The organism is Vibrio iocasae (assembly GCF_042245395.1).
GTDB classification, from domain to species: Bacteria; Pseudomonadota; Gammaproteobacteria; order Enterobacterales; family Vibrionaceae; genus Vibrio; species Vibrio iocasae.
Genome location: NZ_CP145311.1, coordinates 2,728,207 through 2,750,999, shown reverse-complemented (window position 1 = coordinate 2,750,999; position 22,793 = coordinate 2,728,207). Strand labels below are relative to the sequence as shown.

27 protein-coding genes are annotated in these 22,793 nt (G+C 44.1%); 23 read left to right on the top strand and 4 right to left on the bottom strand.

The window, feature by feature from the left end; translation table 11 throughout:
* Positions 1-6 precede the first annotated feature (6 nt).
* From SNR28_RS22390 to SNR28_RS22345, 10 genes are all read left to right on the top strand, one after another.
* Positions 7-648, top strand: a complete 642-nt coding sequence (locus SNR28_RS22390; RefSeq protein WP_375751011.1) for a BMC domain-containing protein — start codon at positions 7-9, stop codon at positions 646-648.
* Complete coding sequence (locus SNR28_RS22385) at positions 648-2,678, top strand: acetaldehyde dehydrogenase (acetylating) (RefSeq protein ID WP_375751009.1); 2,031 nt, start codon at positions 648-650, stop codon at positions 2,676-2,678. The genes SNR28_RS22390 and SNR28_RS22385 overlap by 1 nt, the downstream gene beginning before the upstream one ends.
* A 23-nt stretch (positions 2,679-2,701) precedes the next feature.
* Positions 2,702-3,307, top strand: coding sequence for a hypothetical protein (locus tag SNR28_RS22380; RefSeq protein WP_375751007.1), 606 nt, complete (start codon positions 2,702-2,704; stop codon positions 3,305-3,307).
* A gap of 11 nt (positions 3,308-3,318) precedes the next feature.
* Positions 3,319-3,591 carry a EutN/CcmL family microcompartment protein gene (locus SNR28_RS22375; RefSeq protein ID WP_375751005.1) on the top strand — a complete coding sequence of 91 codons (273 nt, stop codon included), beginning with the start codon at positions 3,319-3,321 and terminating at the stop codon, positions 3,589-3,591.
* 3 nt (positions 3,592-3,594) lie between these two features.
* Entirely contained in the window at positions 3,595-4,137 is a 543-nt protein-coding gene (locus SNR28_RS22370; RefSeq protein WP_375751004.1) for a BMC domain-containing protein, read from the top strand.
* A 2-nt stretch (positions 4,138-4,139) separates the two neighbouring features.
* Positions 4,140-4,481, top strand: coding sequence for a hypothetical protein (locus SNR28_RS22365; RefSeq protein ID WP_375751003.1), 342 nt, complete (start codon positions 4,140-4,142; stop codon positions 4,479-4,481).
* 51 nt (positions 4,482-4,532) lie between these two features.
* On the top strand, positions 4,533-4,808 hold the full coding sequence (gene pduA / locus SNR28_RS22360) for a propanediol utilization microcompartment protein PduA (RefSeq protein WP_375751001.1): 276 nt from the start codon (positions 4,533-4,535) through the stop codon (positions 4,806-4,808).
* A 135-nt stretch (positions 4,809-4,943) separates the two neighbouring features.
* Positions 4,944-6,050 (top strand): 1-propanol dehydrogenase PduQ, encoded by a 1,107-nt coding sequence (locus tag SNR28_RS22355; protein ID WP_375751000.1) that lies wholly within the window; start codon positions 4,944-4,946, stop codon positions 6,048-6,050.
* Between the two features lie 81 nt (positions 6,051-6,131).
* Positions 6,132-6,359 carry a hypothetical protein gene (locus tag SNR28_RS22350; RefSeq protein ID WP_375750998.1) on the top strand — a complete coding sequence of 76 codons (228 nt, stop codon included), beginning with the start codon at positions 6,132-6,134 and terminating at the stop codon, positions 6,357-6,359.
* 468 nt (positions 6,360-6,827) lie between these two features.
* Positions 6,828-8,798 (top strand): methyl-accepting chemotaxis protein, encoded by a 1,971-nt coding sequence (locus SNR28_RS22345; RefSeq protein ID WP_375750997.1) that lies wholly within the window; start codon positions 6,828-6,830, stop codon positions 8,796-8,798.
* 59 nt (positions 8,799-8,857) lie between these two features.
* Here the strand turns inward: SNR28_RS22345 and SNR28_RS22340 are convergent, their stop codons facing one another.
* Complete coding sequence (locus SNR28_RS22340) at positions 8,858-9,994, bottom strand: flagellar assembly protein FlgT (RefSeq protein WP_375750996.1); 1,137 nt, start codon at positions 9,992-9,994, stop codon at positions 8,858-8,860.
* A 166-nt stretch (positions 9,995-10,160) separates the two neighbouring features.
* Here SNR28_RS22340 and SNR28_RS22335 point away from each other — a divergent pair, with 166 nt between their 5' ends.
* Together SNR28_RS22335 and flgP are read left to right on the top strand one after the other, a co-directional pair.
* Positions 10,161-10,796, top strand: coding sequence for a FlgO family outer membrane protein (locus SNR28_RS22335; RefSeq protein WP_375750995.1), 636 nt, complete (start codon positions 10,161-10,163; stop codon positions 10,794-10,796).
* Between the two features lie 17 nt (positions 10,797-10,813).
* Positions 10,814-11,245, top strand: coding sequence for a flagellar assembly lipoprotein FlgP (flgP, locus tag SNR28_RS22330; protein WP_375754146.1), 432 nt, complete (start codon positions 10,814-10,816; stop codon positions 11,243-11,245).
* 85 nt (positions 11,246-11,330) lie between these two features.
* On the opposite strand, the gene SNR28_RS22325 is transcribed toward flgP, so the two are convergent.
* From SNR28_RS22325 to flgA, 3 genes are all read right to left on the bottom strand, one after another.
* Positions 11,331-11,756, bottom strand: coding sequence for a flagella synthesis protein FlgN (locus SNR28_RS22325; protein WP_375750994.1), 426 nt, complete (start codon positions 11,754-11,756; stop codon positions 11,331-11,333).
* 20 nt (positions 11,757-11,776) lie between these two features.
* Entirely contained in the window at positions 11,777-12,088 is a 312-nt protein-coding gene (gene flgM / locus SNR28_RS22320; protein ID WP_375750993.1) for a flagellar biosynthesis anti-sigma factor FlgM, read from the bottom strand.
* 128 nt (positions 12,089-12,216) lie between these two features.
* Entirely contained in the window at positions 12,217-12,936 is a 720-nt protein-coding gene (flgA, locus tag SNR28_RS22315; protein WP_375754145.1) for a flagellar basal body P-ring formation chaperone FlgA, read from the bottom strand.
* A 105-nt stretch (positions 12,937-13,041) separates the two neighbouring features.
* On the opposite strand from flgA, the gene SNR28_RS22310 reads away from it, so the two are divergent.
* The 11 genes from SNR28_RS22310 (at position 13,042) to flgJ (ending at position 22,768) form a co-directional block, all read left to right on the top strand.
* Positions 13,042-13,974, top strand: coding sequence for a chemotaxis protein CheV (locus tag SNR28_RS22310; protein ID WP_375750991.1), 933 nt, complete (start codon positions 13,042-13,044; stop codon positions 13,972-13,974).
* Positions 13,975-13,987: 13 nt separating this feature from the next.
* A complete protein-coding gene (locus SNR28_RS22305; RefSeq protein WP_375750990.1) occupies positions 13,988-14,815 on the top strand; it encodes a CheR family methyltransferase in 828 nt (275 codons plus the stop codon).
* A 375-nt stretch (positions 14,816-15,190) separates the two neighbouring features.
* Positions 15,191-15,586, top strand: coding sequence for a flagellar basal body rod protein FlgB (gene flgB, locus SNR28_RS22300; protein ID WP_375750988.1), 396 nt, complete (start codon positions 15,191-15,193; stop codon positions 15,584-15,586).
* Between the two features lie 4 nt (positions 15,587-15,590).
* Positions 15,591-16,007 carry a flagellar basal body rod protein FlgC gene (gene flgC, locus SNR28_RS22295; protein WP_375750986.1) on the top strand — a complete coding sequence of 139 codons (417 nt, stop codon included), beginning with the start codon at positions 15,591-15,593 and terminating at the stop codon, positions 16,005-16,007.
* Positions 16,008-16,025: 18 nt separating this feature from the next.
* A complete protein-coding gene (locus SNR28_RS22290) occupies positions 16,026-16,733 on the top strand; it encodes a flagellar hook assembly protein FlgD (RefSeq protein ID WP_375750984.1) in 708 nt (235 codons plus the stop codon).
* A 29-nt stretch (positions 16,734-16,762) separates the two neighbouring features.
* Entirely contained in the window at positions 16,763-18,067 is a 1,305-nt protein-coding gene (gene flgE, locus SNR28_RS22285) for a flagellar hook protein FlgE (protein ID WP_375750982.1), read from the top strand.
* Between the two features lie 240 nt (positions 18,068-18,307).
* Entirely contained in the window at positions 18,308-19,057 is a 750-nt protein-coding gene (locus tag SNR28_RS22280; RefSeq protein WP_375750981.1) for a flagellar basal body rod protein FlgF, read from the top strand.
* A 15-nt stretch (positions 19,058-19,072) separates the two neighbouring features.
* On the top strand, positions 19,073-19,861 hold the full coding sequence (flgG, locus tag SNR28_RS22275; RefSeq protein ID WP_375750980.1) for a flagellar basal-body rod protein FlgG: 789 nt from the start codon (positions 19,073-19,075) through the stop codon (positions 19,859-19,861).
* 30 nt (positions 19,862-19,891) lie between these two features.
* Positions 19,892-20,680: a flagellar basal body L-ring protein FlgH gene (flgH, locus tag SNR28_RS22270; RefSeq protein ID WP_375750978.1), complete on the top strand. Its 789-nt coding sequence runs from the start codon at positions 19,892-19,894 to the stop codon at positions 20,678-20,680.
* A gap of 63 nt (positions 20,681-20,743) precedes the next feature.
* A complete protein-coding gene (locus SNR28_RS22265) occupies positions 20,744-21,835 on the top strand; it encodes a flagellar basal body P-ring protein FlgI (protein WP_375750977.1) in 1,092 nt (363 codons plus the stop codon).
* Positions 21,836-21,844: 9 nt separating this feature from the next.
* On the top strand, positions 21,845-22,768 hold the full coding sequence (gene flgJ / locus SNR28_RS22260; RefSeq protein ID WP_375750975.1) for a flagellar assembly peptidoglycan hydrolase FlgJ: 924 nt from the start codon (positions 21,845-21,847) through the stop codon (positions 22,766-22,768).
* Positions 22,769-22,793 lie beyond the last annotated feature (25 nt).

The window sequence follows — 22,793 nt, the reverse complement described above, 5'->3', positions numbered from 1 at the left end:
AGAGTGATGAATGCTATCGGAATGATTGAAACAAAAGGATTTTTAGCAGCGGTCGAAGGTGCCGACGTTATGCTTAAAACTGCTGATGTTTCTGTACTGAGTAAGAGTTCTGCGTCTGGTGGCCTGATTACGATAACCGTAACTGGCGAAGTATCCGCTGTCCAAACGGCTGTTGAGGTTGCGGCTGACTCTATTTGTCGGCTTGGACCGAATCTTCTGATTTCAAAGCATGTTATTGCCAGACCGAGTGCAACATTAGAGTCGATCATTCTCCCGGCAACGCAAACCGATAGCATAGAAGACACTGTACAAGCTCCTGCTGCACCTGAAGTGGAAGTTGTTGCTGATACTGAACCATCTCCTGCGGAGCCGTCTGTTACAGAACCGTCTGTTACAGAACCGTCTGTTGCAGAAACCTCTTTGACAAAAAAAGCAGATGTGAAAGAAGAAGCTCCTGAGCCGAAACCTGTTGAAGTAGCTCAGCCTCACTATAGCGAATCCAGATTAAAAAGAATGAAGCTAAATCATCTGCGAAAGATGGTTAGCGAACTTTCAGATACAAAAGTAAATATAGATTTAGAAAAAGCGACGAAGAAAGAACTCATTAAGGTTATCTGTGATAACCAAATTAAGAAAGGGCATAAATAATGGTAGATAAAGATCTATTATCAATTCAAGAAGCGAGAGCCTTAGTTCACTCTGCTCGTTCCGCTCAAAATGAATTTGCTCTACTAAGCCAAGAGCGTGTAGATAGTATTATTAAAGCCATTGCTGAAGCAGCGACTAAAATAGCGAACGAACTCGCTCAACTGGCTGTTGAGGAAACCGGGTTTGGTAAGGTAGAAGATAAAACCACTAAAAATTTGTTGGCGAGTGAAAAACTCTACGATGCCATCAAAGATATGAAAACAATCGGGGTTATCAACAACGATATCTCTAAGAAAATCATTGAAATCGCTGTCCCTACCGGGGTTATCGCAGGCATTGTGCCTTCAACCAACCCAACCTCCACAACGATTTACAAATCCCTGATTTCCCTCAAGTCAGGCAATGCCATCGTATTTACCCCACACCCTAGCGCCAGTCAGTGTATCGGGAAAACCGTTGAACTTATCCGTGACACACTCCGTTCTTGTGGTGTCAGTGAAGACATGGTGAGTGTCATGACCATCCCTACCATTGAAGGGAGTGGCGAACTAATGCGTAAGGTTGACCTGATTCTGGCAACCGGTGGACCGGGCATGGTGAAAGCCGCTTATAGCTCAGGTACACCAGCACTTGGTGTAGGTGCGGGTAATGTGCCAGTTTATATCGAACGTACCGCCGACATCCATGACGCTGTCACCAAAATCATGGCAAGTAAGACCTTTGATAACGGCACTATCTGTGCGTCTGAGCAAGCGATTATTACCGACAAGGTGATTGACGCTCAGGTAAAAGCCACACTGAAAGCGCAAGGTGGTTACTTCCTTCAAAGTGCAGAGCTTGAGTGCGTAAAACGAGTGATGGAACGCCCTAACGGTTCAATGAACCCGGCTATCGTGGGCAGAGACGCGAAGTACATTGCGGATTTAGCTGGCATTACCGTGCCATCGGATACCCGTCTTCTTATCGGTGAAGAGTCTGGTGTTGGACCGGCTTATCCATTCTCGAAAGAAAAGCTGACCGCATTAATCGGATACTACACAGTAGAAGACTGGAATGAAGCGTGTGAGCTGTCGATTAAGCTGCTTCATAACGGAGGTGTTGGTCACTCTTTAGCGATTCATTCGAAGGATGAGTCTGTTATCTGTGCGTTTGGCCTGAAAAAGCCGGTTTCACGTATGTTGGTGAACACACCTTCAACGCACGGAGCGGTTGGCTTATCCACTAACCTCTTCCCATCCTTTACTTTGGGTTGTGGCGCAGTAGGCGGAAGCTCTACTTCCGACAACGTCACCCCAGAACACCTGATAGATATTCGACGTGTGGCTTATGATACAGAGGAGCTGACATATAAGGCTGTTCAGTCTTACTCGCCGTCAGCGGCTTCTCCGGTGGCAGCTTCACAGATCATGTTTGATTCTACGGTATCGACAATCAACAGCGTTGACACTATCCCTGTCGAGATATCAGCAAGACACGTGCATTTGAGTGAAGAAGATGCTGTGGCGCTATTTGGTGGTCCATTGACAAAAGTACGAGAGCTATCTCAGCCAGGACAGTTCTTATGTAAAGAACGTATTCGTCTGATCGGGCCCAAAGGTGTCATTGATAACGTTGCGGTTCTTGGTCCAAGTCGCAATAGCTCACAAGTTGAGATTTCAAAGGCAGATGCCCGTATTTTAGGCATCAAAACACCGCTTCGTCAGTCTGGTGATACCGAAGGCACACCAGGAGTTATTCTCGCATCTCAGAACAATATCGTAGGTCTTGAAGAAGGGGTCATTATCGCCGCGCGTCATATCCATATGCATACCAAAGACGCAGAACGTTTTGGTGTTGTTGATAAAGACGTAGTGAGCGTTCACCTTCAGGGAGAGCGCGCATTAATACTGGAAGAGGTTCTGGTACGTGTAAACGACGATTTTGCTCTATCCATGCATATTGATATTGATGAAGGAAATAGCGTGTGTTGGAACAAAGACACAACTGGCCGAATAGTCGCTAAGAAAGCAAGTCAGTTAGGTGTGCATTAACGGTATCAACACAAGGCAAAACTATGGATTCAGATACTTTAATACAAACGATTGTTGAACGTGTCATTACCCAGCTGCGAGCAGAAAGCACCAACAAAAATGCAACCAGGGTTATGGTTTTTGGTGCTTGCTCCCAGCAGGTGGAACAGCACATTCTCAGGTGTGTTAGTGCCACAGATGTAGAGCTTTGTTATTGGGATAACGGTGAGCAATGCAAGGAAGCCGAGCGTTACATCATTCCTCACTTGTCATGTGGAGAGATGGCGGATCTGGCGTTGGGTAAAGCAACAGGTCCGATGGTCGAAGCAGTCTTACAACTTTTACTGAAAGGAAAGGCTGTTGAGGTCATCGATTACGAGTACAAGGCTTACGAACAAACGGCTTCACCAGCGTTGTATAAGTTGTATCTACAGCATGAAAGCACGCTAAGTTCGTTTGGTCTGAAGTATCTCAAGCCCGACCCAGAGCCTGTTCAGCGATTTTGGCAAAATTTGATTACTGAGAAAGATGTTGAGCAAGCAGCACTAAATGGTGTGAAAGAAATACACGTGGCAAAAGATTGTGTAATAACGCCTCTCGCTGCGGATCAGGCAAAGTCTAACCGTATTGTTATCAATAAAGCGCTATAAGTGGGTTCATTATGATTGTAGGTGAAGTGATTGGTAATGTTTGGGCGACTCGAAAAGAGAGTACGCTAAGTGGTCTCAAGTTTATGGTTGTGCGTTATCAAGACCCAGTTGCAGCAGAAAACAAAAAAAGCTTTGTGGCTGTAGATTGTGTTGGTGCTGGTATTGGTGAGCAAGTATTGGTGGTTACCGGAAGCTCTGCGCGTATGGCAATACAAAATTCAGAAGCCCCAGTAGATGCAGCAATTGTTGGCATCGTTGATGAAGTACAAGTGAGTGCGGAGTGATAGATGGATACGCTTGGTGTCGTTGAAACAAAAACCATTGCATCCGGTGTAAGACTCGCTGACGAGATGCTCAAGGTTGCAGACGTAACGCTTGTCAGAGCCTCCACTATTTGTTCTGGCAGATATCTGATTTTTGTGTCGGGTACTCAGTCTGATGTTGATATGGCTGTAGGTCATGCTCGTTTAACCAACAAGTTAACCGGAAATTTTGTGATATCCGGTGTTTCATCCGAGCTCGTTGCGGTTCTGAAAAAAAGGTTATCAGTTAAAACGGTTCAAGCAATAGGTCTGATTGAATCAAGCACAGTTTCTTCAGGTGTTGCCGCGGCAGATGTTGCCGTAAAGAGCGCGGACATTAGCTTGATCCGCTTTGTTAGCGGGTTGGGAATATGTGGGAAATCTTATTTTATTTTTAGCGGTGAGTTAGCTGCCGTTGAAGAGGCCAACAAGATGGCCAAAGAATTTTTAGGAACAAAATTCATCGAATCAACAGTAATTGCACGCCCGGAACATGACGTGGTTAAAGCAATAATAGGTGTGAGATAAATATGAAAAAGACACTGGTAGAAGTAAAGACTCTCGATAAGCATATTTGTGTCAAAGATAACGCCATCTATTTGGATGGAAGCATCATTTTAACGCCAAGTGCGAGAGATGAGTTAAACAAACGAGGCGTATCTATTTTACATGGTGCACCACCGGAGTCTGAAGTGGTCGAGTGCCCTGCAGATTGCACGTGTGACGCATGTATTGAGCAGGCTGCGACGGGGAGCACAGAAAAACTCTTTTACTCTGTAGCCGCGATATTGAAACAAGATTTTGGTGTTGAAGATGTTCAACAGCTGCAAGAGATGAGCTGTCGAATAGTAAATGCTGTGAATAAACAATGATATAGAAAGTATTTGCCACAGTCAGGCAAATAATATGATGGAGATAAAAATATGAACGCATTAGGTATGGTTGAAACTAAAGGTCTGGTTGGCGCAATTGAAGCGGCTGATGCAATGGTTAAATCTGCGAATGTTGAACTGGTTGGTCGTGAGCAAGTAGGTAGTGGCTTGGTGACGGTTATGGTTCGTGGTGATGTAGGTGCTGTAAAAGCTGCAACAGATGCTGGCGCTGCGGCTGCTGGTAATGTTGGCGAGCTAGTTAGTGTACATGTTATTCCACGCCCGCATCATGAAGTGGAAAACGTACTGCCAAAATGTAATAAGTAATTTTTAATTATTCTAGTCGATACCATTTAAGTTCCGACGGTTGATATTGTCCTAAGGCTGCGTGTCTTTCCACTATGGATATGCAGTCTTTATTTTCATATTTGCATTCCGTCAGAGAAATTTTGGGAATAATGTATGACACAGTTTTATGGAAAAACAAAAGTTTGTTACGGCAAAAATGCCATGGATAACCTTCATAAGTTACCTGGGAAAGATGTTTTCATTGTAACAGATGGTTTTATCGCCAAAACAGGCTTTGTTGATCAGGTTAAAAGCCACTTGTCAAAAGGTGTTATAAGCACGATTTTCGATAAAGTTGAAGCCGATCCTTCCCTAGATACGATAACAACGGCCACACATCTTTTTTTGAAAAGTGGAGCAAATGCAATTATCGCTATTGGAGGTGGCTCTGCAATCGATGCTGCTAAAGCGGTTGCTTACTTCGCTACTCAGGCCGATTCCTCTCGTCAACCACCTTATCTTGTTGCAATCCCTACAACCAGTGGTACAGGCTCAGAGGTGACTTCCATTTCTGTTGTCACGGACAAAAAAAATGGTATCAAAATCCCTCTTCAGGATGAAACACTTACCCCTGATTTGGCTATTTTAGATGCACGGTTTACACGAACCATGCCACCATCTATTACTGCTGCGACAGGAATGGATGTGTTAACCCATGCGATTGAGGCGTACGTATCAAACCGGGCAAATCTGTTTACCTCGATTTATGCAGAAAATGCTATCAAGATTGTTTTCAAATACTTGCCTCGTGCTTATGCCAGTGGCGAGGACATGGAAGCACGCGAGCACCTACTTTTGGCCTCTTGCATGGCCGGTATGGCTTTCAACAATAGTGGTTTAGGGATGACGCATAGTGTTGCTCATAGCCTTGGAGGTCTTTTTCATATTCCTCATGGCGTAGCGAATGCGGTTTTATTGCCTTCTGTGATTGAGTTCAACAGCTTTGATGCATGCATACAATACCAAAAGCTTGCAAACTTTCTGGGACTGCCGGCTTCATCGATGGATGAGGGTACAAATTCTTTCTTAGAGGCAATTCGCCAACTTAATGCTACTTTGGATATTCCATGTCGAGTTAGCGGGTTAGATATTGATGAGAAAGAATATTTTGATCATGCATCAACAATGACCAATAACATTCTTCAAGATATTTGTACGGTCACTAACCCTAAAAAAGCGTCCTATGACGATGTGATCCAGTTATTAAAAAAGGCGTGGTGACGTAGTTAGGTTATTACTTGCCAGATTGCCAATGGCATTCAGCGAATTATTAGTCTAACCATTGGCGAGTTAGAGTTAAATATGAACAATATTGAAATCAAAGAAAAAAATATCAGGATGCTCTCTAGTGGCGTTGCTGGAAATATAGTACTTCGATGCCTGGCGATGAGTTGGGAGGATGCTAAAGAAGATAGCACCGCTAAACAGCAATCTGTGCAACGCAGAATGTTGATAGAGAGTGCGATCGAAGACTACATATCCAGACTGACCACATCGGAAGTTGAGGCTCTCTCTATTCGATTGTCCTGATCAGAGCTCTCGAAAGGGTAGAGGTAGCTCGAGCAATTACCTCACCCTTTCGGAACTCGCACTTCTAAAAAGCATCAAACTTGGTATTTCATCTTTATTTCAGCAAAAAACCGCTCAAATCTGTGAACCTTGAAGATGTTAATCGGCTTTAACATAAATCCCAATATCAATGGTTGCTAACTAATTAAATTGATTGAAACTTAATCGATTTATATTGCCTATTCTTGCCTGTTTTGGGTTTTCATTTTAGCTCAATAAATTGTTTATAACTCCGACACATTCATTTAACTACATTTAACATCATGATTATTGGATAGTTAAAATGTGACTCCGCTTTATTCTATAGCCCTTTAGTATAATGGCCTCAAAAAAGTTGCTACCTATAATTGAGTAGTTTGTTGATGGGTATATATGGATTTCAACAAATGAACCCAAGGAAAGTCAGTTTTACTATTTATGGAAAGACAAATGCAGCTTAGTGTCAGACAAAAACTTATTGCGGTAGTGCTACCTATTCTTGTCGCCGTTGTTTATTTTTCAGGCTCTCAAACCCTGGAAGTAAAAAACAAGCAAGATTCAGCGAGCGCAATTTTTCAGTTCGTAGAGTTATCCGCGTTTAATAGTCGATTAGTTCACGAGTTGCAGAAAGAACGCGGGATGTCAGCTGGGTATATTGGCTCTAAAGGCAAGAAATTCGGTGACAAACTTCCTCTCCAGAGAAAGGAAACAGACAAAAGGCTGACTGATCTGGAAAACTATATTTCGGAAAACAAAGCGAGTCTTCAGAATTACCCGCAGCTTTGGTCTGTCGTAGAGACGGGGGACCGGATGCTCTCTGATATACAGACAATGAGGAATGGTATTACTTCTCTAACCACTCCGATTGGTGAGGCTTTAAGTTACTACACGACGCTAAACGGACATCTATTGTCGTTGCCGGGCAAGGCTGTTGGTGTTTCTGAGATTGCAGATATCAGCCGGGCTCTTGCTGCATATTACGAGTACCTGCAAGGTAAAGAAAGAGCCGGAATAGAAAGAGCGGTACTGAGCAATACTTTTGGCCGTGGTGAGTTTGGCCCTGGCTTGTTTAAAAAGTTTATCACCCTAGTTAGTGAGCAAAATAGTTACCTTGGAACGTTCAAAATTTACGCCACAGAAGAACATGTGCAATCGTACGATAAGTTAACTTCTCAGGCTCCGTTTAAAGAAGTTGAGGGCTATCGTAGCAAAGCATTCGCCGGCGAACTGAATCAAAATGCTGAAGAGTGGTTTGCTGCCTCTACTCGCAGAATCAACTTACTTAAACAACAAGAAGAGTTGCTTACCAACGAAATTCTTATGTTGTCGGGTGAAATGGTTTCAAAGCAACAGACATTGTTTTGGATTTACCTTACTGTTTCTACAGTACTTATACTGAGCTCTACAATATTCAGTTATTACATGGCGAGGGGCATAAACAGACAGGTTGAGTGCCTTAATGACACGATGGCATTAGCGTCAGATAAAGATCTTACTTCGAGATGTCAGACTATTGGTGGTGATGAACTTGGTAACATTGCAACGAATCTCAATAGCATGCTAAATGAGCTAACTGATGCGGTGCATATGATAGCGGCTTCAAGTGAACAGTTAGCTGCTGCTTCAGAAGAGTCCACGCAGACCGTTACGCAAAATGCCGAAACACTCAAAAAAGAGCAGGGGCAGGTACTTCAGGTCGTGAGTGCGATGGAGGAGATGAGTGTTTCCATACAAGAGGTCGCCCAAAATATAAAAGTGACATCCGAGCAAGCCAGTTCCGCCAACGATCTGATTGCCGAAAGTAGCGCTTCGGTGGATGAGTCTACGCACTCTATCGGCAATGTGTCGTCAGCAATTGAGTCAGTTACCTCGACGATTAATGATTTGCACGTGAGTAGCGGCAATATCTCAGGAGTGATTGACGTTATTCAGGGGATTGCGGAACAGACAAACCTATTGGCTCTTAATGCGGCAATTGAGGCTGCCAGAGCAGGTGAATCAGGCCGGGGCTTTGCGGTTGTAGCGGACGAGGTAAGGTCCTTAGCTCAGAGAACCCAAACCTCTACACTTGAGATTGAAACCATGGTGAAGAAGCTTCAGCAGGATAGTGATAGTGCCTATGAGCAGGTAAATGACGCTAAATCTCAAGTGGCAATCAGCGTTGATAAATCACGTGAAGTTCAGGAAACACTCGCCACAGTTGTGGATTCCATTAATAGTATTTCAGATAAGGCGATTCAGATAACAGCAGCCGCAGAGCAACAGGTCATTGCCAGTAACGAAATATCGTCTAATGCGCAGGCAATCAGTGATAGTGTTCATATGACAGCGGCCAGTGGCGATCAAATAGCAGGGGCGGCTCAGGAACAGGCTGAGTTGGCTGAGCAGTTGAGAAGCCTGGCTATGAAGTTCAAAACCTAATTGAATATAAAGAAAGACCTGAGAGGACGGTACCTTGTATCGTCCTCTATTTTATCACTTTAATTCAGCTCTTTATGCAACACATCGCCAATCTGGACACTTGTTGCCAGATTTGGTTGATTAATGACTAGCTCAGATTCCTGGTCATAAGTGCGAGTGACGGTATACGTGATTTCACTTTGAGACACCTTATTACGTGGCAACCCATGTTGGTCGATGAAAGAGGCGGTATGCCAAAGTTGTAGGACGTCACCAACTTTAACATCGTGAACTCGTCCCAAATCGATTGTAATTGTTTCTCCATTCACTGCGATGACTTCAGGAAGAGTGATCTTACAAGATAGCTCAGTCTCCATATCCAGCATGATATTTCGACTGACTCGAAGCAACATTTCACCATAAGTAGAAGCCCAGAATCGCGCACTTCGTGTGTCTACCTGGCTGGTTCTTGGGAAGGGCCAGTTAGCAACTTCGCGATAGGAACGGTTGTAAACTTCATGTCCGGTTTTACCATCGTAGATTTGCATTTCCAGAGCAAACTGACGGTTGATCATGTCATCACCGAATAGTTTCTGTTCAATTGTTGCTGTCAGGTCTGTAATGGTGCCGCCAATAATGTACTGAGCGCTCGCATCCTGAGCGATCATTTGAAGCATTTCCGGACGATTTTTGTTGATCTCGTAATCCGTGGTTCCTACTGATACAAAGCTGATGGACTCCTGATCAAGCTGACGATTTACTACGTGGCTGAAGTCATCACCGAGTTTATAAACTTGTCCCATTACTGCCTGTTGAGGTGATGCGATTTCTACATTGCCGACCAGAAATGTCTTCTTGTATTGATCAACATGGCAACCTGTTGCCGAAGGGTAAATGTCTAACTGAGCACGTAATGACATTCTTCCGTCATTCGCCTTTTGTTCTAATACCCTGATATAGCGGACTTCGTGGTTAGTAAACTGGTACTCGTTTCTATTTTCTTCAAGGAAAGGGCGTAGGTTACTTAATGTACCGATATCAGCTCCAGAGTATTTCATTGCTCTGTAAATCGCATCTTCCAGAGCATGAACCCTTGCCGTTTCTTCAGATGATACAAATGTGGCGCTACCATTGACTTCGTACCATTCAGCTTGAGTTAAGGTACTGAAAAAGAGGCAGAAAGTATAAAGGCTACGTTGAAGTATATTTTTTTTCATCTATTTATTACCGTTTGGGTATAATTTTTGCTTGATATTCGGGTAACTGATTTCGGTGTTGTTTTTCTGTTAGTGCAATTATAGGAAAGCAAGGATTGTTCCAAAAGGCTAAAAGAGAGATAGCCAAAGGAACAGTAACACCTAAGTATATCTGGAGATCAAGATAATGAAAAAATGGTTTATAGCGGCAACAACGATGCTTCTCGCATCTTGCGCTTATTCCCCGATATATAACGGCAAAGAGCCGTATAACGGGAGCCGGTTCATGCTATATGAAAATCCACGCCACACCTTGGATTTCTTTGTCGAAAGCATGACAGAAGATCTTGTTGTAACAAACACCAGTATATCGGCAAGAACACCTATTGCGGTAGCTTCATTTGTTGATTTACAACATATGGATTCAACAAACTGGCTCGGCAATACAGTGTCAGAAGCCTTTATCCACCAGCTTCAGCAACGTGGATTTAAAGTTGTTGATTTTAAAACAACAGGTTCGATTCGAGTCACTGAGCAAGGTGATTTTGCCATCAGCCGAGACTGGAATGACCTTATGCAAGAGCAGCAGATTCAGTTTGTTCTGACTGGCACAATGTTGCGTCAGGAAGGTGGTGTGATTGTTAATGCGCGGGTTGTAGGTCTGCAAAGCAGAATCGTTGTGGCAACGGCACAAGGTTTCCTCCCTGCGGATCGAGTTGGCCTGGATCTGGATACCATGAACACGATCCGAACTCAGGACGGGTTAATCATTCGCTCAGATCCAAACAAGACTTCCAAGAAAACCATTATTTTGCGCAACTAAGGCAGAGGGAGAATATGATGAAAAAGTTACTTATTTTAGCATTTGTATTGATTGCTGCCGGTTGTCAGCCATTGCAACCTATGAATGATGACAATGTGTTGCGTGCTGTTGGGTATGCGAGTGTTAGCGATCAGAAAGGTAACAACGACGAGGAGCGTCGTGTAAGAGCGATGCGTGCATCGAAAATAGATGCGTATCGAGAGCTTGCTGAGCAGATTTATGGTATGCGTGTAAGCGGCAGAGCGAATATGCAAGATCAACGCTTAGGTACTGAGTTAACATCCGGTGCGGTAGATGGGGTTATTCGAGGTGCAGAGGTTGTCCGTAGTTACCCTGTTGGGGATAGCTATGTGACAGAGCTAGAGCTCGACATCAACAAGATGGATCGCTTACGTGATTATGGTGAAGTCCAGCAAGTACCATCTAAGAGACAACAAACTCTATTTTAAAACAACCGATCTCCAGATACTAAAAAAGCGGCAATTGTTTTGCCGCTTTTCTGTTTAATCTTTATAAGGATATTCTCACTACAGCCTAAGCTTTGATATTTGTTCCCAGAGTTGAAACTGAAGATGTCTGTCCACCAGCCGTATAAGTCATACCAAACTTGCCGCGAGACTGCTGCATCAAATTATTTAGCTTGTTGTAGCTGAGTTGTGCTCTTTGTAGCGCTTCACCGTTGACTTCATTGGCAACTTTACACTCTTTCATAAGAGAGCGGATCTGCTCGACCTTACCTTTAAGGTCTTCATCTTCCATGAGAGAGGATGCATCCTGATGCGATGCAATTCGCTGGTCTGTTTGCTGAAGTTGTGTAATTAAAGTCAGCTTTTCTTTCGCTGTACTTTCGATATCGGCAGAAACTCTTTTTGTGATCGCCACTTTTTCTACTTCAAGTAGCTCGTACAAAGCATGGGCGCTCTGTAGTTGGTAATCTAACAAGTCAACGAGTTTTGCCATGGTATATCGAACCGGACTGTTTAAGACAGTCCGCCTAATTCGTCTTCAAACTTGATCATGTTGTCTGCAAGTTTTTCCGGGTCGACAGTATATGAGCCGTTTGCGATTGCTTCTTTAATCGCAGCGACTTTCGCACTATCGAAACTTGGTTGTGCAGCCATTTGCTGTTGAAGTTGCCCCATAGCTTTTCCTTGCTGGCTCAGTGATACTGAATCCGAGCTAACTTTTGATTCAGCTTTACCTGAATCAGCTTTTGCTCCGGATTCTGCTCTAGCCTGAGTGCGATTTGTTGTCATCGCCTGGCTTGAGCGTACGTTATCAATGCTTGCCATAATAAAAGCCTTTTCGCTTAAGTGAGTGAATCTTGTACTCAGAGTATCGACTGATACAGTTATTACTTTAGTACTTTTTCACAAAATTTAGAAATTCTCAGTCACATCGTAGTTTGCGTGATTTACGATCAAAAATATACAGTTATTTCAGCGATTCCTGTGACTACACCATCAATAATTCGCTTCGACTTGTCATTTTTTACTCTAATTTGGTCACCGTGAGAGCCATCACTTAAGGCGGTTCCCTTAGTAGTAATGACCAATCCATCTTTAACCGCCTTGATTATCACCTTTTCATTACGGCAGACAACACAGATATCATTTCGCTCAAGCACGTCACCAACCCGGATGTTTCTTTTGAGTTTGGCCCCTGTAACCTGACTTGGTGCGGTAAAGCCTTGCCGACGATAAGCATTAAGAGTAATCATGGTCAGCGTAAGGTCTTGTTTATTTAATATTTCACCTTTAGTTAGTGAACGTGTAGCCGTTACAAGAGGAAGCGAGACAATTGTTCGTACGGGCACATAGACTTTCCAGTTGTCTTCTTCACATTTAACCAAAACAGTGACGTTACTGGTTCGATTGCTCTTTTTAGAGGAGGAGGTTTGTAAGGGAGAAGGGCAGGTTGTGACCTTAAGACGAGTGTCTAAATTTGCAGCCTGGGCAACAAGTTCCCCGTTATTTGGTACTTCTATTATACTTTTTACGTGAGCTTCCGCGGCTTTTTGAATGGTCGATAGCTGCTCTTGAGTTGCGGCATGGCAAGATATTGAAAATAAAAATATGAAAAATCCGATAGATTTATCAAACTTTTTATACAAAGCTTTATACTTAGAGATAATATACATATTTGCTATAACCTGCTGTACGGTGTTCACATTGTCTGCTTATTTTTATAATAGCCTTATTAGGTTATCAATTTTTGTACCGAAGTTAGAAATGGAGTTGAAGATATGACCGGTATTATGGACTCAGTTAACCAGCGAACACAGCTGGTAGGTCAAAATCGACTAGAATTATTAACTTTCCGCCTTATGGGACGTCAACGTTATGGCATAAACGTATTTAAAGTCAAAGAAGTTCTTCAATGTCCTAAGCTTACTTCTATGCCAAACCTGAATCCGCATGTGATAGGTGTCGCACATATTCGCGGTCAGACGATATCTGTTATTGATCTTAGTCTGGCAATTGGTGGCCGAGCGACTCAAAATCCTGAAAACTGCTTTGTGGTGATTTCAGAATTCAACCGTACGATTCAGGGCTTCCTTGTTACTTCGGTTGAACGAATTATCAATATGCACTGGGAGTCGATTCTTCCTCCACCTGATGGTGCTGGTAAGTCTAACTATCTGACAGCGGTAACGAATATCGATAACGAACTGGTCGAAATTCTGGATGTCGAGAAAATTCTTTCAGAGATCGCGCCTGTTGATGAGCAAATGAGCAGTGATATTGCAGAAGAAATTGCCAAGGTAGAAGTAGAGCAGGAAAAACCTATTCTTCGTCGCGTCTTGATTGCAGATGACTCTACTGTTGCGCGTAAGCAGGTTCAGCGTGCTATGGAGTCTATTGGCTTTGAAGGCATCCTGGTTAAGGATGGTAAAGAAGCGTATGAGAAACTTGTTGAGCTCGCGGCTGATGGAAATATCTTCGATCACATCTCTTTAGTTATATCTGATATCGAAATGCCAGAGATGGATGGTTATACTCTTACAGCAGAGATTCGTCGCCATCCGGATTTGAAAGACTTACACGTGATTTTACACACATCATTGAGTGGCGTGTTTAATCAGGCAATGGTTGAACGTGTAGGCGCGAATGAATTTATAGCGAAGTTTAACCCTGATGAATTGGGTGCCGCTGTGAAAGCTGCAGTGATTAAATAATAAAGAGAGCCTAATGACAGCGATTACGATAAACGACCAAGAATATAAAGAGTTTAGTCGCTTTTTAGAATCACAGTGCGGGATAGTACTTGGGGATAGTAAGCAATACTTGGTACGAAGCCGCCTAAGCCCATTGGTGAGCAAATATAAGCTTGGATCGCTTTCAGATTTATTAAGAGAAGTAGTGACTGGCCGCAACCGTGATTTACGCGTGGCTGCGGTCGACGCAATGACGACCAATGAGACATTATGGTTTAGGGATAGTTACCCTTTCACTGTATTATCAGACAAACTTCTTCCGGAAATGGCTGAAAAGAAAAGACCAATTAAGATTTGGTCTGCTGCCAGTTCTTCGGGGCAGGAACCCTATTCCATGGCGATGACCATTTTGGAAACTCAAACCAAGAGACCAGGTTTGCTTCCTAGTGTGTCAATTACTGCCACAGATATTTCCTCTAGTATGTTGGATATGTGCCGTGCGGGTATCTATGACAACCTTGCTCTAGGTAGAGGGTTGTCTCCGGAACGTCGCCGTGTATTCTTTGAGGATGCAGGTGATGGCAAGATGAAGGTGAAAGATAACGTTAAAAGGTTAGTGAACTTCCGTCCGCAAAACCTGATGGAGAGTTACGCACTGCTGGGCAAGTTTGACATTGTTTTTTGTCGTAACGTACTTATCTATTTCTCTCCTGACATGAAATCTCAGGTATTAAACTCGATTGCAGGTACTTTAAATCCTGGTGGTTACTTGTTGCTTGGAGCATCTGAATCCCTAACTGGTCTTACAGATAAGTTCGAGATGGTTCGTTGTAACCCAGGAATTATCTATAAGTTGAAGTAGACGATAGGTTAGTAAGACAGACTTCGTCCTATAGGTGAGCTGTCTTTTATCTCGTTCCCACGGTCCCCGTGGGAATGCATATCTAAATACCCATTTCTAAAGTCCTTTAATAACCTTTCTAACTTCGTTATGAAATCCCACGCGGGAGCGTGGGAGCTAGCGAACCTGTTTTTTCTTCCCCACCTAAGCTAAGATCAAAAAGACATTTCAAATCACACCATCATGTCCTAACTGTGGCGTGAATGTTGCACATGTTGTGCTTGCAACGATTTGTTGTGCAGTTAAATAAAAGAAAATTGTAGTGGAAATTTAGTTTGGCACGATGATTGCTTTTATTTCTGTAGTAAGTCACTTTTGAAGTTATCGAGGCATCATATGGCCATATCTTTTGACAACGCATTAGGAATCCACCAACACACGGTGGGACTGCGTGAACGCAATGCAGAGGTTATCTCTACTAACATTGCGCAAGCGAATACTCCTGGCTTTAAGTCGAAGGGTATGGATTTCCAGAGAGCGCTGCAGGCGGCAACGTCCGAGGCAAACTTTGGTCTTACCCGAACAAATGATCGGCATATCGCTGCCTCTTCTTCTGTGACAGGGGAAAAGATGTACCGTATCCCAACTCAACCGGATACTGGTGATGGCAACACGGTGGATGTGGATTTAGAGCGTAACCTGTTTATGCAAAACCAGATTCGCCATCAGGCATCACTGGATTTTCTTGGAAGTAAATTCAAGAACTTAACGAAGTCTATCAAAGGGGAATAATTAGATGAGCTTATTTAATGTATTCAATGTGACTGGTTCTGCTATGAGCGCTGAATCTGTTCGTCTAAATACGACCTCTAGTAACCTGGCAAACGCGGACAGTGTAAGTGGTTCTGCAAAAGAGACCTACAAAGCACGCCATGCTGTGTTTGGAGCTGAGTTAAGTAAAGCGAAGTACAACCGAGATCATAATGTACCAGTTAAAGTGATGGGTATTGTTGAGAGCGATAAGCCTCTGCAAGCGGAGTATAACCCTGATCACCCACTCGCTAACGATGATGGCTATATTTACAAGCCGAACGTTAACGTAATGGAAGAGATGGCAAACATGATTTCTGCGTCCCGCTCGTATCAGACAAACGTGCAGGTAGCAGATGCAAGTAAACAAATGCTGCTGCGTACGCTGCAGATGGGTCGATAAGGATAAGGAGACAGCGTAATGGCAATCAACAATGTTGGTCAGAGCGGATTATCCTACCTTGACCAGCTTAAAGAACTCCAGAAAGAGCAAACACAGCCTACGGAGACAACAGGTAAACAAGATCTTAAACAAGAAGATTTTCTTTCCCTGCTCACTAAGCAACTTGCTCAACAGGATCCATTTAAGCCGGTCAGTAATGACCAGATGATTGCGCAAATGGCTTCATTTGCGACCGTTGATGGCATCAACAAGATGAATGGACAGTTTGAAAGCTTAAATTCATCAATGACCTCTAATCAGGCTCTGCAAGCCTCGTCACTTGTAGGTCGGGATGTATTGGTTCCTGGTGCCGCAGGCATTAAAGGCGATAACGCTGGTATGGCTGCCATGGTTAAGCTGCCTCAATCCGTAGACAACTTGTTTGTACGGGTCGAAGACCAGCTTGGTCAGTTGGTACGAGTTCTTGATATGGGAGCTAAGCCAGCAGGCGACAATCGCATTGAATGGGACGGTAAAGACGAAAACGGTAATCCATTGCCGGCTGGTAAATACAATGTAAGAGCCAGTGGCCTATTAGACGGACAAAGTGCTGAGTTTGAAACTTCGACTTATGCAAATGTAAATAGCGTCCTTCTAGGTAAAGGTGATGGTAATGTACTGCTCAATCTGGCTGGATTTGATTCACCAGTTCGACTTGCTGAAGTACTAGAAGTTGGCAAAGCGTAATTAACGCTGGCTAGATTAGGAGATTTGAAATGTCATATGTAGCTTTAAGTGGTCTCTCTGCCGCGCAGTTAGACCTGAATACAACCAGTAACAACATCGCGAACGCCGCAACATACGGCTTTAAAGAGTCTCGTGCTGAGTTCGGTGATGTATATTCGAGCTCAATTTTTACCAACGCTAAAACCACTCCTGGTGGCGGTGTACAGGCAAATAAAGTAGCTCAGCAGTTCCACGAAGGTTCAAGTATCTATACTAACAACCCAATGGATTTGCGAATCGGTGGTACTGGCTTCTTTGCTGTATCGAAAGATCGTATGGTTCCTCAGCAGAATGAGCTTACCCGTAACGGTGCGTTCCATCTGAACAAAAATAACTACATGGTAACTTCTAACGATGAGTTTCTACTTGGTTATCAGATGAACCCGGATACTGGTGAAGTACTTTCTTACGAGCCAACACCTATCAATGTTCCGCCTGAGTTTGGTAAACCAAAGCAGACGGCAAACGTAGAAGTCGGCGTGAACCTGCCGGCAAACGGTGACCTGAAAGATCCTGCTTTGTTTGATTTTACGGATCAGGAAACCTACAACCGTTCAACATCTTCTACTGTTTATGACTCAATGGGTCAGTCTTACAAGATGACGACGTACTATCTTAAGGACATGACTCAGCCGAACACCTGGCAGACGTACTACACCATTACCGATGAGCAGGGCGAAAAGCCTGTAAACATCACTGGTGGTGATGCAACTAATGCTACAGGCCATGTCGGTCATACCATGAGGTTCAACAACGATGGTACGCTTGCGAGCCTGAACAGCGGTAACCCGATTTTGACTGAGCAGTTGGGTGCGGGTGCGAACCCAATCGACCTGAACGGTGCTGATCCAACACAGGCAATCAGCCTTAAACTGGATGGTGCGACACAGTTTGCCGCTCCGTTTGAACTGGTTAAGTTTGATGAAGATGGTGCAACAACTGGCTTCCTGACTAAACTGGACTTTGACGAGAACGGTACAGTTTTGGGCACATACTCAAACGGTGAAAACGTATCTCTTGGCCGTGTTGCTCTGGTTCGTGTTGCTAACGAGCAAGGGCTGGACAAGAAAGGTGGTACTCAGTGGGACTCTACACAGTTCTCTGGTGCTAAGATCTGGGGTGAGTCTAACAAAGGTTCATTCGGTTCTATTACCAATGGTACTCTTGAGCAGTCGAACATTGATATGACTCAGGAGCTGGTGGATCTGATTTCCGCTCAGCGTAACTTCCAGGCGAACTCTCGTTCACTAGAAGTTCACAACCAGACTCAACAGACAATCTTGCAGATTCGATAGTTGGGACACAAGAGTTAGCTACATAGACATTTCAAGCTTTCAATTATCTGAAATATCAGGCCGTGGTATCCCTCGGTCTGATATTGTTGCCGCTCTGATCGGCAATTCTTCTCTCATATTCTTATTGCCACTGTGGCAATGAAGTACATCTTTTAAATTATCTCATTGATATTTATCAATAAATAAAGTTGGCATGTTGATTGCTTTATCTGTTCCAGAAGTTATTTTTGGAGCAAATTTATGGATCGTGCACTGTTTCTTGCCATGAGTGGCGCTAAGCAAAATATGCAGGCGATGCAGCTAAGAGCAAACAACCTGGCAAACGTAAGCACTACTGGCTTTCGTGCTGATTTAGCACAGGCTCGCTCAATGCAAGCTTACGGTGAAGGTTTGCCGTCTCGCGTTTTCAGCATGACAGAACGTCCGGGTCATAGCTTTGCTCAGGGAAGTGTCGTGACGACCGGGCGTGACCTGGACATCACAGTAGAAGGTGATGGCTGGATTTCTGTCATGGATAAAACCGGAGCCGAAGGGCTTACACGTAACGGCAATCTGCATATTGATGAAACGGGCTTGCTTTCAAACGGTAGTGGTCATGTTGTACTGGATGACGGAGGAGCACCTATTACGCTTCCTGTTCCTGTCGCCAAGGTAGAGATTGGTCGCGACGGCACGATCTCTGTTGTTCCTCAAGGTGCACCAGCAGATGCCATAGAAGAGGTTGGCCGTATTAAGCTTTCCCGCCCTGATAACCGAACATTATTTAAAGATACCAATGGTCTGTTTCGCTCAAAAGATCCGAACGTGAATTTTGAAGCGGATGCCGGTGTAAGAATTCTTACCGGTGCAGTTGAAGGCAGTAACGTTAATGCCGTTGGTGAAATGACAAGTTTAATTGATTTACAGCGCCAGTTTGAAATGCAAGTCAAACTGATGAGCAGTGCAGAGGATATGGATAAGTCATCTGATTCGCTGCTGAGAATGAGCTAAGAGAGGGGATAAGTTATGCATCCGGCATTATGGGTAAGTAAAACAGGTTTAGATGCTCAGCAAACGAATATCTCAACCATCTCTAACAACCTGGCAAACGCCTCTACCGTAGGTTACAAAAAAAGCCGTGCGGTATTTGAAGATCTTTTCTATCAAAACATAAATCAGGCTGGTGGTCAGTCTTCTCAAAATACAGAACTGCCTAGTGGCTTGATGCTTGGCGCAGGTTCTAAAGTCGTTGCGACTCAGAAGATTCACACAAACGGTAACGCGCAAACCACCAGTAACAGCCTGGATATGATGATTGAGGGAGACGGTTTCTTCCAGATCATGTTGCCAGACGGCAATATCGGTTACTCGCGCAACGGCCAGTTCACGCTAAATGACGAAGGTGTCATCGTAACTTCTGGTTCTGGCTACGCCCTAGAGCCTGAGATTACGATTCCGGATGATGCGATTTCCGTAACTATTGGTACGGATGGTGAAGTCTCTGTACGTGTTCGTGGTCAGCAAGACAACCAGGTGGTTGGTGCAATTACTACCGTTGATTTTATTAACCCGGGTGGCCTAGAGCCAATCGGTCAGAACCTCTACCTGCCAACTGGAGCAAGTGGTGAAGCAGTTGAAGGTGTTCCCGGCCTGGAAGGTTTAGGTCAGGTTCGCCAGTCAATGCTGGAAACATCCAACGTAAACGTTACTGAAGAGCTGGTAAACATGATTGAAGCCCAGCGAGTCTACGAGATGAACTCAAAAGTTATCTCAGCAGTAGATAAGATGCAGTCATTTGTTAACCAGCAGCTATAGCTAGCAGCGTAAAGTGAGAGAGTGAGAGTCATGAAACGTATACTGTGTTTAATAATGGTTTCTTTGATGTCGGGGTGTTCAGTGCTTGGAATAGGTGAAACACCAGATGTAGGGACAGATGTAGAGCAGGCAACAACCGTTGTTGATGCAGTTGAAGGTGATAAGTCTGAAGAAGAGAGTTCAGGTATTATCGATACGCTGCGTAGCAGAACCGATCCTATTGCGGGCGACCCTGCATGGGCTCCGATTCATCCAGCACCGAAACCAGAACATTATGCAGCGGCAACGGGCTCACTTTTTAATACTAATTTTGCCAGTGATCTTTATGATGACTCTAAACCCCATGGTGTTGGCGACATCGTAACGGTAATGCTGGATGAAAGCACTAACGCAACAAAAAGTGCAGATGCTGATTTGTCGAAATCTAATGATGCGACCATGGATCCACTTGAGGTCGGTGGTCAGCAATTAAATCTTGGTGATTACAACTTTTCTTACAATCTAAGCAATGACAATAAGTTTACTGGCCAGAGTAGCGCTAATCAGAGTAACAGTATTTCTGGTTCAATTACCGTAGAGGTAATTGAGGTACTGGCAAACGGCAACCTTGTTATTCGTGGTGAAAAATGGCTGACTCTGAACACTGGGGATGAATATATCCGTCTAAGCGGCACCATTCGTCCGGATGATATTTCTTTCGAAAATACAATTGCTTCGACTCGTATTTCCAACGCTCGAATCAAATACTCTGGCACGGGTACGCAGCAAGATATGCAAGAGCCTGGATTCTTGGCACGATTCTTTAATGTATCTCTGTAAGAGAGCATGAGTTGTCAGCTTTTTGGCAGACGATAGAGCTTTGACAGGTGAGAAGGTTTGAAGATGAATAGATTAATGGTGTTGGTACTGAGTACCCTGATGATGATTACCAGCGCGAATGCGGCAAGAATTAAAGATGTTGCAGAGGTTGCTGGAGTCAGAAGTAACCAGCTTGTCGGTTACGGACTGGTAACAGGTTTACCTGGAACCGGTGAAAATACACCATTTACTGATCAAAGCTTCAATGCCATGCTGCAGAACTTTGGTATTCAATTGCCGGCAGGTACAAAGCCAAAGACCAAAAACGTTGCCGCTGTTATCGTAACGGCTGAAATGCCAGCTTTTTCAAAGCAAGGTCAGAAAGTTGATGTGACGGTTTCTTCCATCGGCTCAGCAAAAAGCCTTCGAGGTGGTACATTGCTGCAAACCTTCCTGAAAGGTATGGATGGAGAAATCTATGCCGTTGCTCAGGGCAATCTTGTTGTGAGCGGCTTTAGTGCAGAAGGGGCGGATGGCTCTAAAATTGTCGGCAACAACCCAACCGTTGGTTTGATCTCCGGTGGAGCGATGGTAGAACGGGAGATCCCAAATCCATTTGGCCGTGGCGATTACATCACCTTCAACCTTTTAGAATCTGATTTTACGACTGCTCAGCGCCTGGCTGACGCGGTGAACAATTTTCTAGGTCCACAAATGGCTTCTGCAGTAGATGCTGCATCGGTTAAAGTTCGTGCTCCGCGTGACGTAAGTCAGCGTGTTGCTTTCTTGTCTGCGATTGAGAACGTCGAGTTTAACCCGGCAGAAGGCTCTGCAAAGATCATTGTTAACTCTCGTACAGGTACCATTGTGGTTGGTCAACATGTCAGGTTAAAGCCTGCCGCTGTTACCCATGGTGGTATGACAGTCGCTATCAAAGAAAACCTGAATGTTAGTCAGCCAAATGCTTTCGCTGGTGGTCAAACTGTAGTCGTTCCAGACTCAGATATCGAAGTGACTGAAGAGCAGGGCAAAATGTTTAAATTTGAACCGGGTTTGACTCTGGATGACCTGGTCCGGGCTGTAAACGAGGTTGGTGCTGCCCCTTCTGATTTGATGGCAATTCTTCAGGCGCTGAAGCAAGCGGGTGCCATTGAAGGTCAGCTAATCATCATCTAAGGAACGGCTATGATTAATAACGGAAATGACATCGGTTTTATTCATGATCTCGCAAGCTTAGATAACCTGCGTAAAGATGCGGTAGGTGGCGATGATGGTGATCAGAAAGAAGCCCTAAGAGCGGCAGCAAAACAGTTTGAATCTATTTTTACCAATATGCTGTTTAAGTCTATGAGAGATGCCAACGCTACCTTTGAGTCTGATTTGATGAAAAGTGGCAATCAGGATTTCTACCGCCAGATGTTAGATGAGCAGATGGCTAGTGAACTGAGCTCATCAGGCTCTCTTGGCTTAGCCGATATGATAGTCGCTCAGTTAAGTGCTGGTACGGAGATGGACGATACAGAGCTTGTTATGCGCAATGCTGCTATGGATACCTCTCTGAGATTGCCTGTCGATCCATCTAAGGCAAGACAAGCGGCAGATGATGCTATTGGTGTTATGTCCGTGAGCAGAACCAATGAGCCATCTCGTTTCGAGTCTCCAGAGCAGTTTGTTGAGTCTATGACTCCTTATGCTGAACGTGCAGCAAAAGTACTTGGCATTGAACCATCACTCCTAATTGCTCAGGCCGCACTGGAAACCGGCTGGGGCAAGAAAATCACTAAGAACTCTTTGGGTAGCAGTAACAACCTGTTCAACATTAAAGCCGACAGAAGCTGGAAGGGTGAAAAAGTCGCGACTCAGACACTGGAATTTCATGATAACGTTCCGGTTAAAGAGACCGCATCATTTCGTTCTTACAACAGCTATGAAGAGAGCTTTAACGACTTTGTCCGATTCCTTAATCAGAACCCGAGATACCATGAAACGCTTGCACAGCAAGGAAACTCTGAGAGCTTCATTCATGGTATTCACAAAGCTGGTTATGCAACTGACCCGAACTATGCAGAGAAAGTTCTTAGCGTCAAAGAGCGTATTGATCGGATGTAGGCATTAATGTTCTCGGTTCCTGGAT

Bases quoted from the DNA above. Each gene is read 5' to 3' on its own strand.
- SNR28_RS22390 (WP_375751011.1), top strand. From the start codon at position 7: ATGAATGCTATCGGAATGATTGAAACAAAAGGATTTTTAGCAGCGGTC.
- SNR28_RS22385 (WP_375751009.1), top strand. From the start codon at position 648: ATGGTAGATAAAGATCTATTATCAATTCAAGAAGCGAGAGCCTTAGTT.
- SNR28_RS22380 (WP_375751007.1), top strand. From the start codon at position 2,702: ATGGATTCAGATACTTTAATACAAACGATTGTTGAACGTGTCATTACC.
- SNR28_RS22375 (WP_375751005.1), top strand. From the start codon at position 3,319: ATGATTGTAGGTGAAGTGATTGGTAATGTTTGGGCGACTCGAAAAGAG.
- SNR28_RS22370 (WP_375751004.1), top strand. From the start codon at position 3,595: ATGGATACGCTTGGTGTCGTTGAAACAAAAACCATTGCATCCGGTGTA.
- SNR28_RS22365 (WP_375751003.1), top strand. From the start codon at position 4,140: ATGAAAAAGACACTGGTAGAAGTAAAGACTCTCGATAAGCATATTTGT.
- pduA (WP_375751001.1), top strand. From the start codon at position 4,533: ATGAACGCATTAGGTATGGTTGAAACTAAAGGTCTGGTTGGCGCAATT.
- SNR28_RS22355 (WP_375751000.1), top strand. From the start codon at position 4,944: ATGACACAGTTTTATGGAAAAACAAAAGTTTGTTACGGCAAAAATGCC.
- SNR28_RS22350 (WP_375750998.1), top strand. From the start codon at position 6,132: ATGAACAATATTGAAATCAAAGAAAAAAATATCAGGATGCTCTCTAGT.
- SNR28_RS22345 (WP_375750997.1), top strand. From the start codon at position 6,828: ATGCAGCTTAGTGTCAGACAAAAACTTATTGCGGTAGTGCTACCTATT.
- SNR28_RS22340 (WP_375750996.1), bottom strand. From the start codon at position 9,994: ATGAAAAAAAATATACTTCAACGTAGCCTTTATACTTTCTGCCTCTTT.
- SNR28_RS22335 (WP_375750995.1), top strand. From the start codon at position 10,161: ATGAAAAAATGGTTTATAGCGGCAACAACGATGCTTCTCGCATCTTGC.
- flgP (WP_375754146.1), top strand. From the start codon at position 10,814: ATGAAAAAGTTACTTATTTTAGCATTTGTATTGATTGCTGCCGGTTGT.
- SNR28_RS22325 (WP_375750994.1), bottom strand. From the start codon at position 11,756: ATGGCAAAACTCGTTGACTTGTTAGATTACCAACTACAGAGCGCCCAT.
- flgM (WP_375750993.1), bottom strand. From the start codon at position 12,088: ATGGCAAGCATTGATAACGTACGCTCAAGCCAGGCGATGACAACAAAT.
- flgA (WP_375754145.1), bottom strand. From the start codon at position 12,936: ATGTATATTATCTCTAAGTATAAAGCTTTGTATAAAAAGTTTGATAAA.
- SNR28_RS22310 (WP_375750991.1), top strand. From the start codon at position 13,042: ATGACCGGTATTATGGACTCAGTTAACCAGCGAACACAGCTGGTAGGT.
- SNR28_RS22305 (WP_375750990.1), top strand. From the start codon at position 13,988: ATGACAGCGATTACGATAAACGACCAAGAATATAAAGAGTTTAGTCGC.
- flgB (WP_375750988.1), top strand. From the start codon at position 15,191: ATGGCCATATCTTTTGACAACGCATTAGGAATCCACCAACACACGGTG.
- flgC (WP_375750986.1), top strand. From the start codon at position 15,591: ATGAGCTTATTTAATGTATTCAATGTGACTGGTTCTGCTATGAGCGCT.
- SNR28_RS22290 (WP_375750984.1), top strand. From the start codon at position 16,026: ATGGCAATCAACAATGTTGGTCAGAGCGGATTATCCTACCTTGACCAG.
- flgE (WP_375750982.1), top strand. From the start codon at position 16,763: ATGTCATATGTAGCTTTAAGTGGTCTCTCTGCCGCGCAGTTAGACCTG.
- SNR28_RS22280 (WP_375750981.1), top strand. From the start codon at position 18,308: ATGGATCGTGCACTGTTTCTTGCCATGAGTGGCGCTAAGCAAAATATG.
- flgG (WP_375750980.1), top strand. From the start codon at position 19,073: ATGCATCCGGCATTATGGGTAAGTAAAACAGGTTTAGATGCTCAGCAA.
- flgH (WP_375750978.1), top strand. From the start codon at position 19,892: ATGAAACGTATACTGTGTTTAATAATGGTTTCTTTGATGTCGGGGTGT.
- SNR28_RS22265 (WP_375750977.1), top strand. From the start codon at position 20,744: ATGAATAGATTAATGGTGTTGGTACTGAGTACCCTGATGATGATTACC.
- flgJ (WP_375750975.1), top strand. From the start codon at position 21,845: ATGATTAATAACGGAAATGACATCGGTTTTATTCATGATCTCGCAAGC.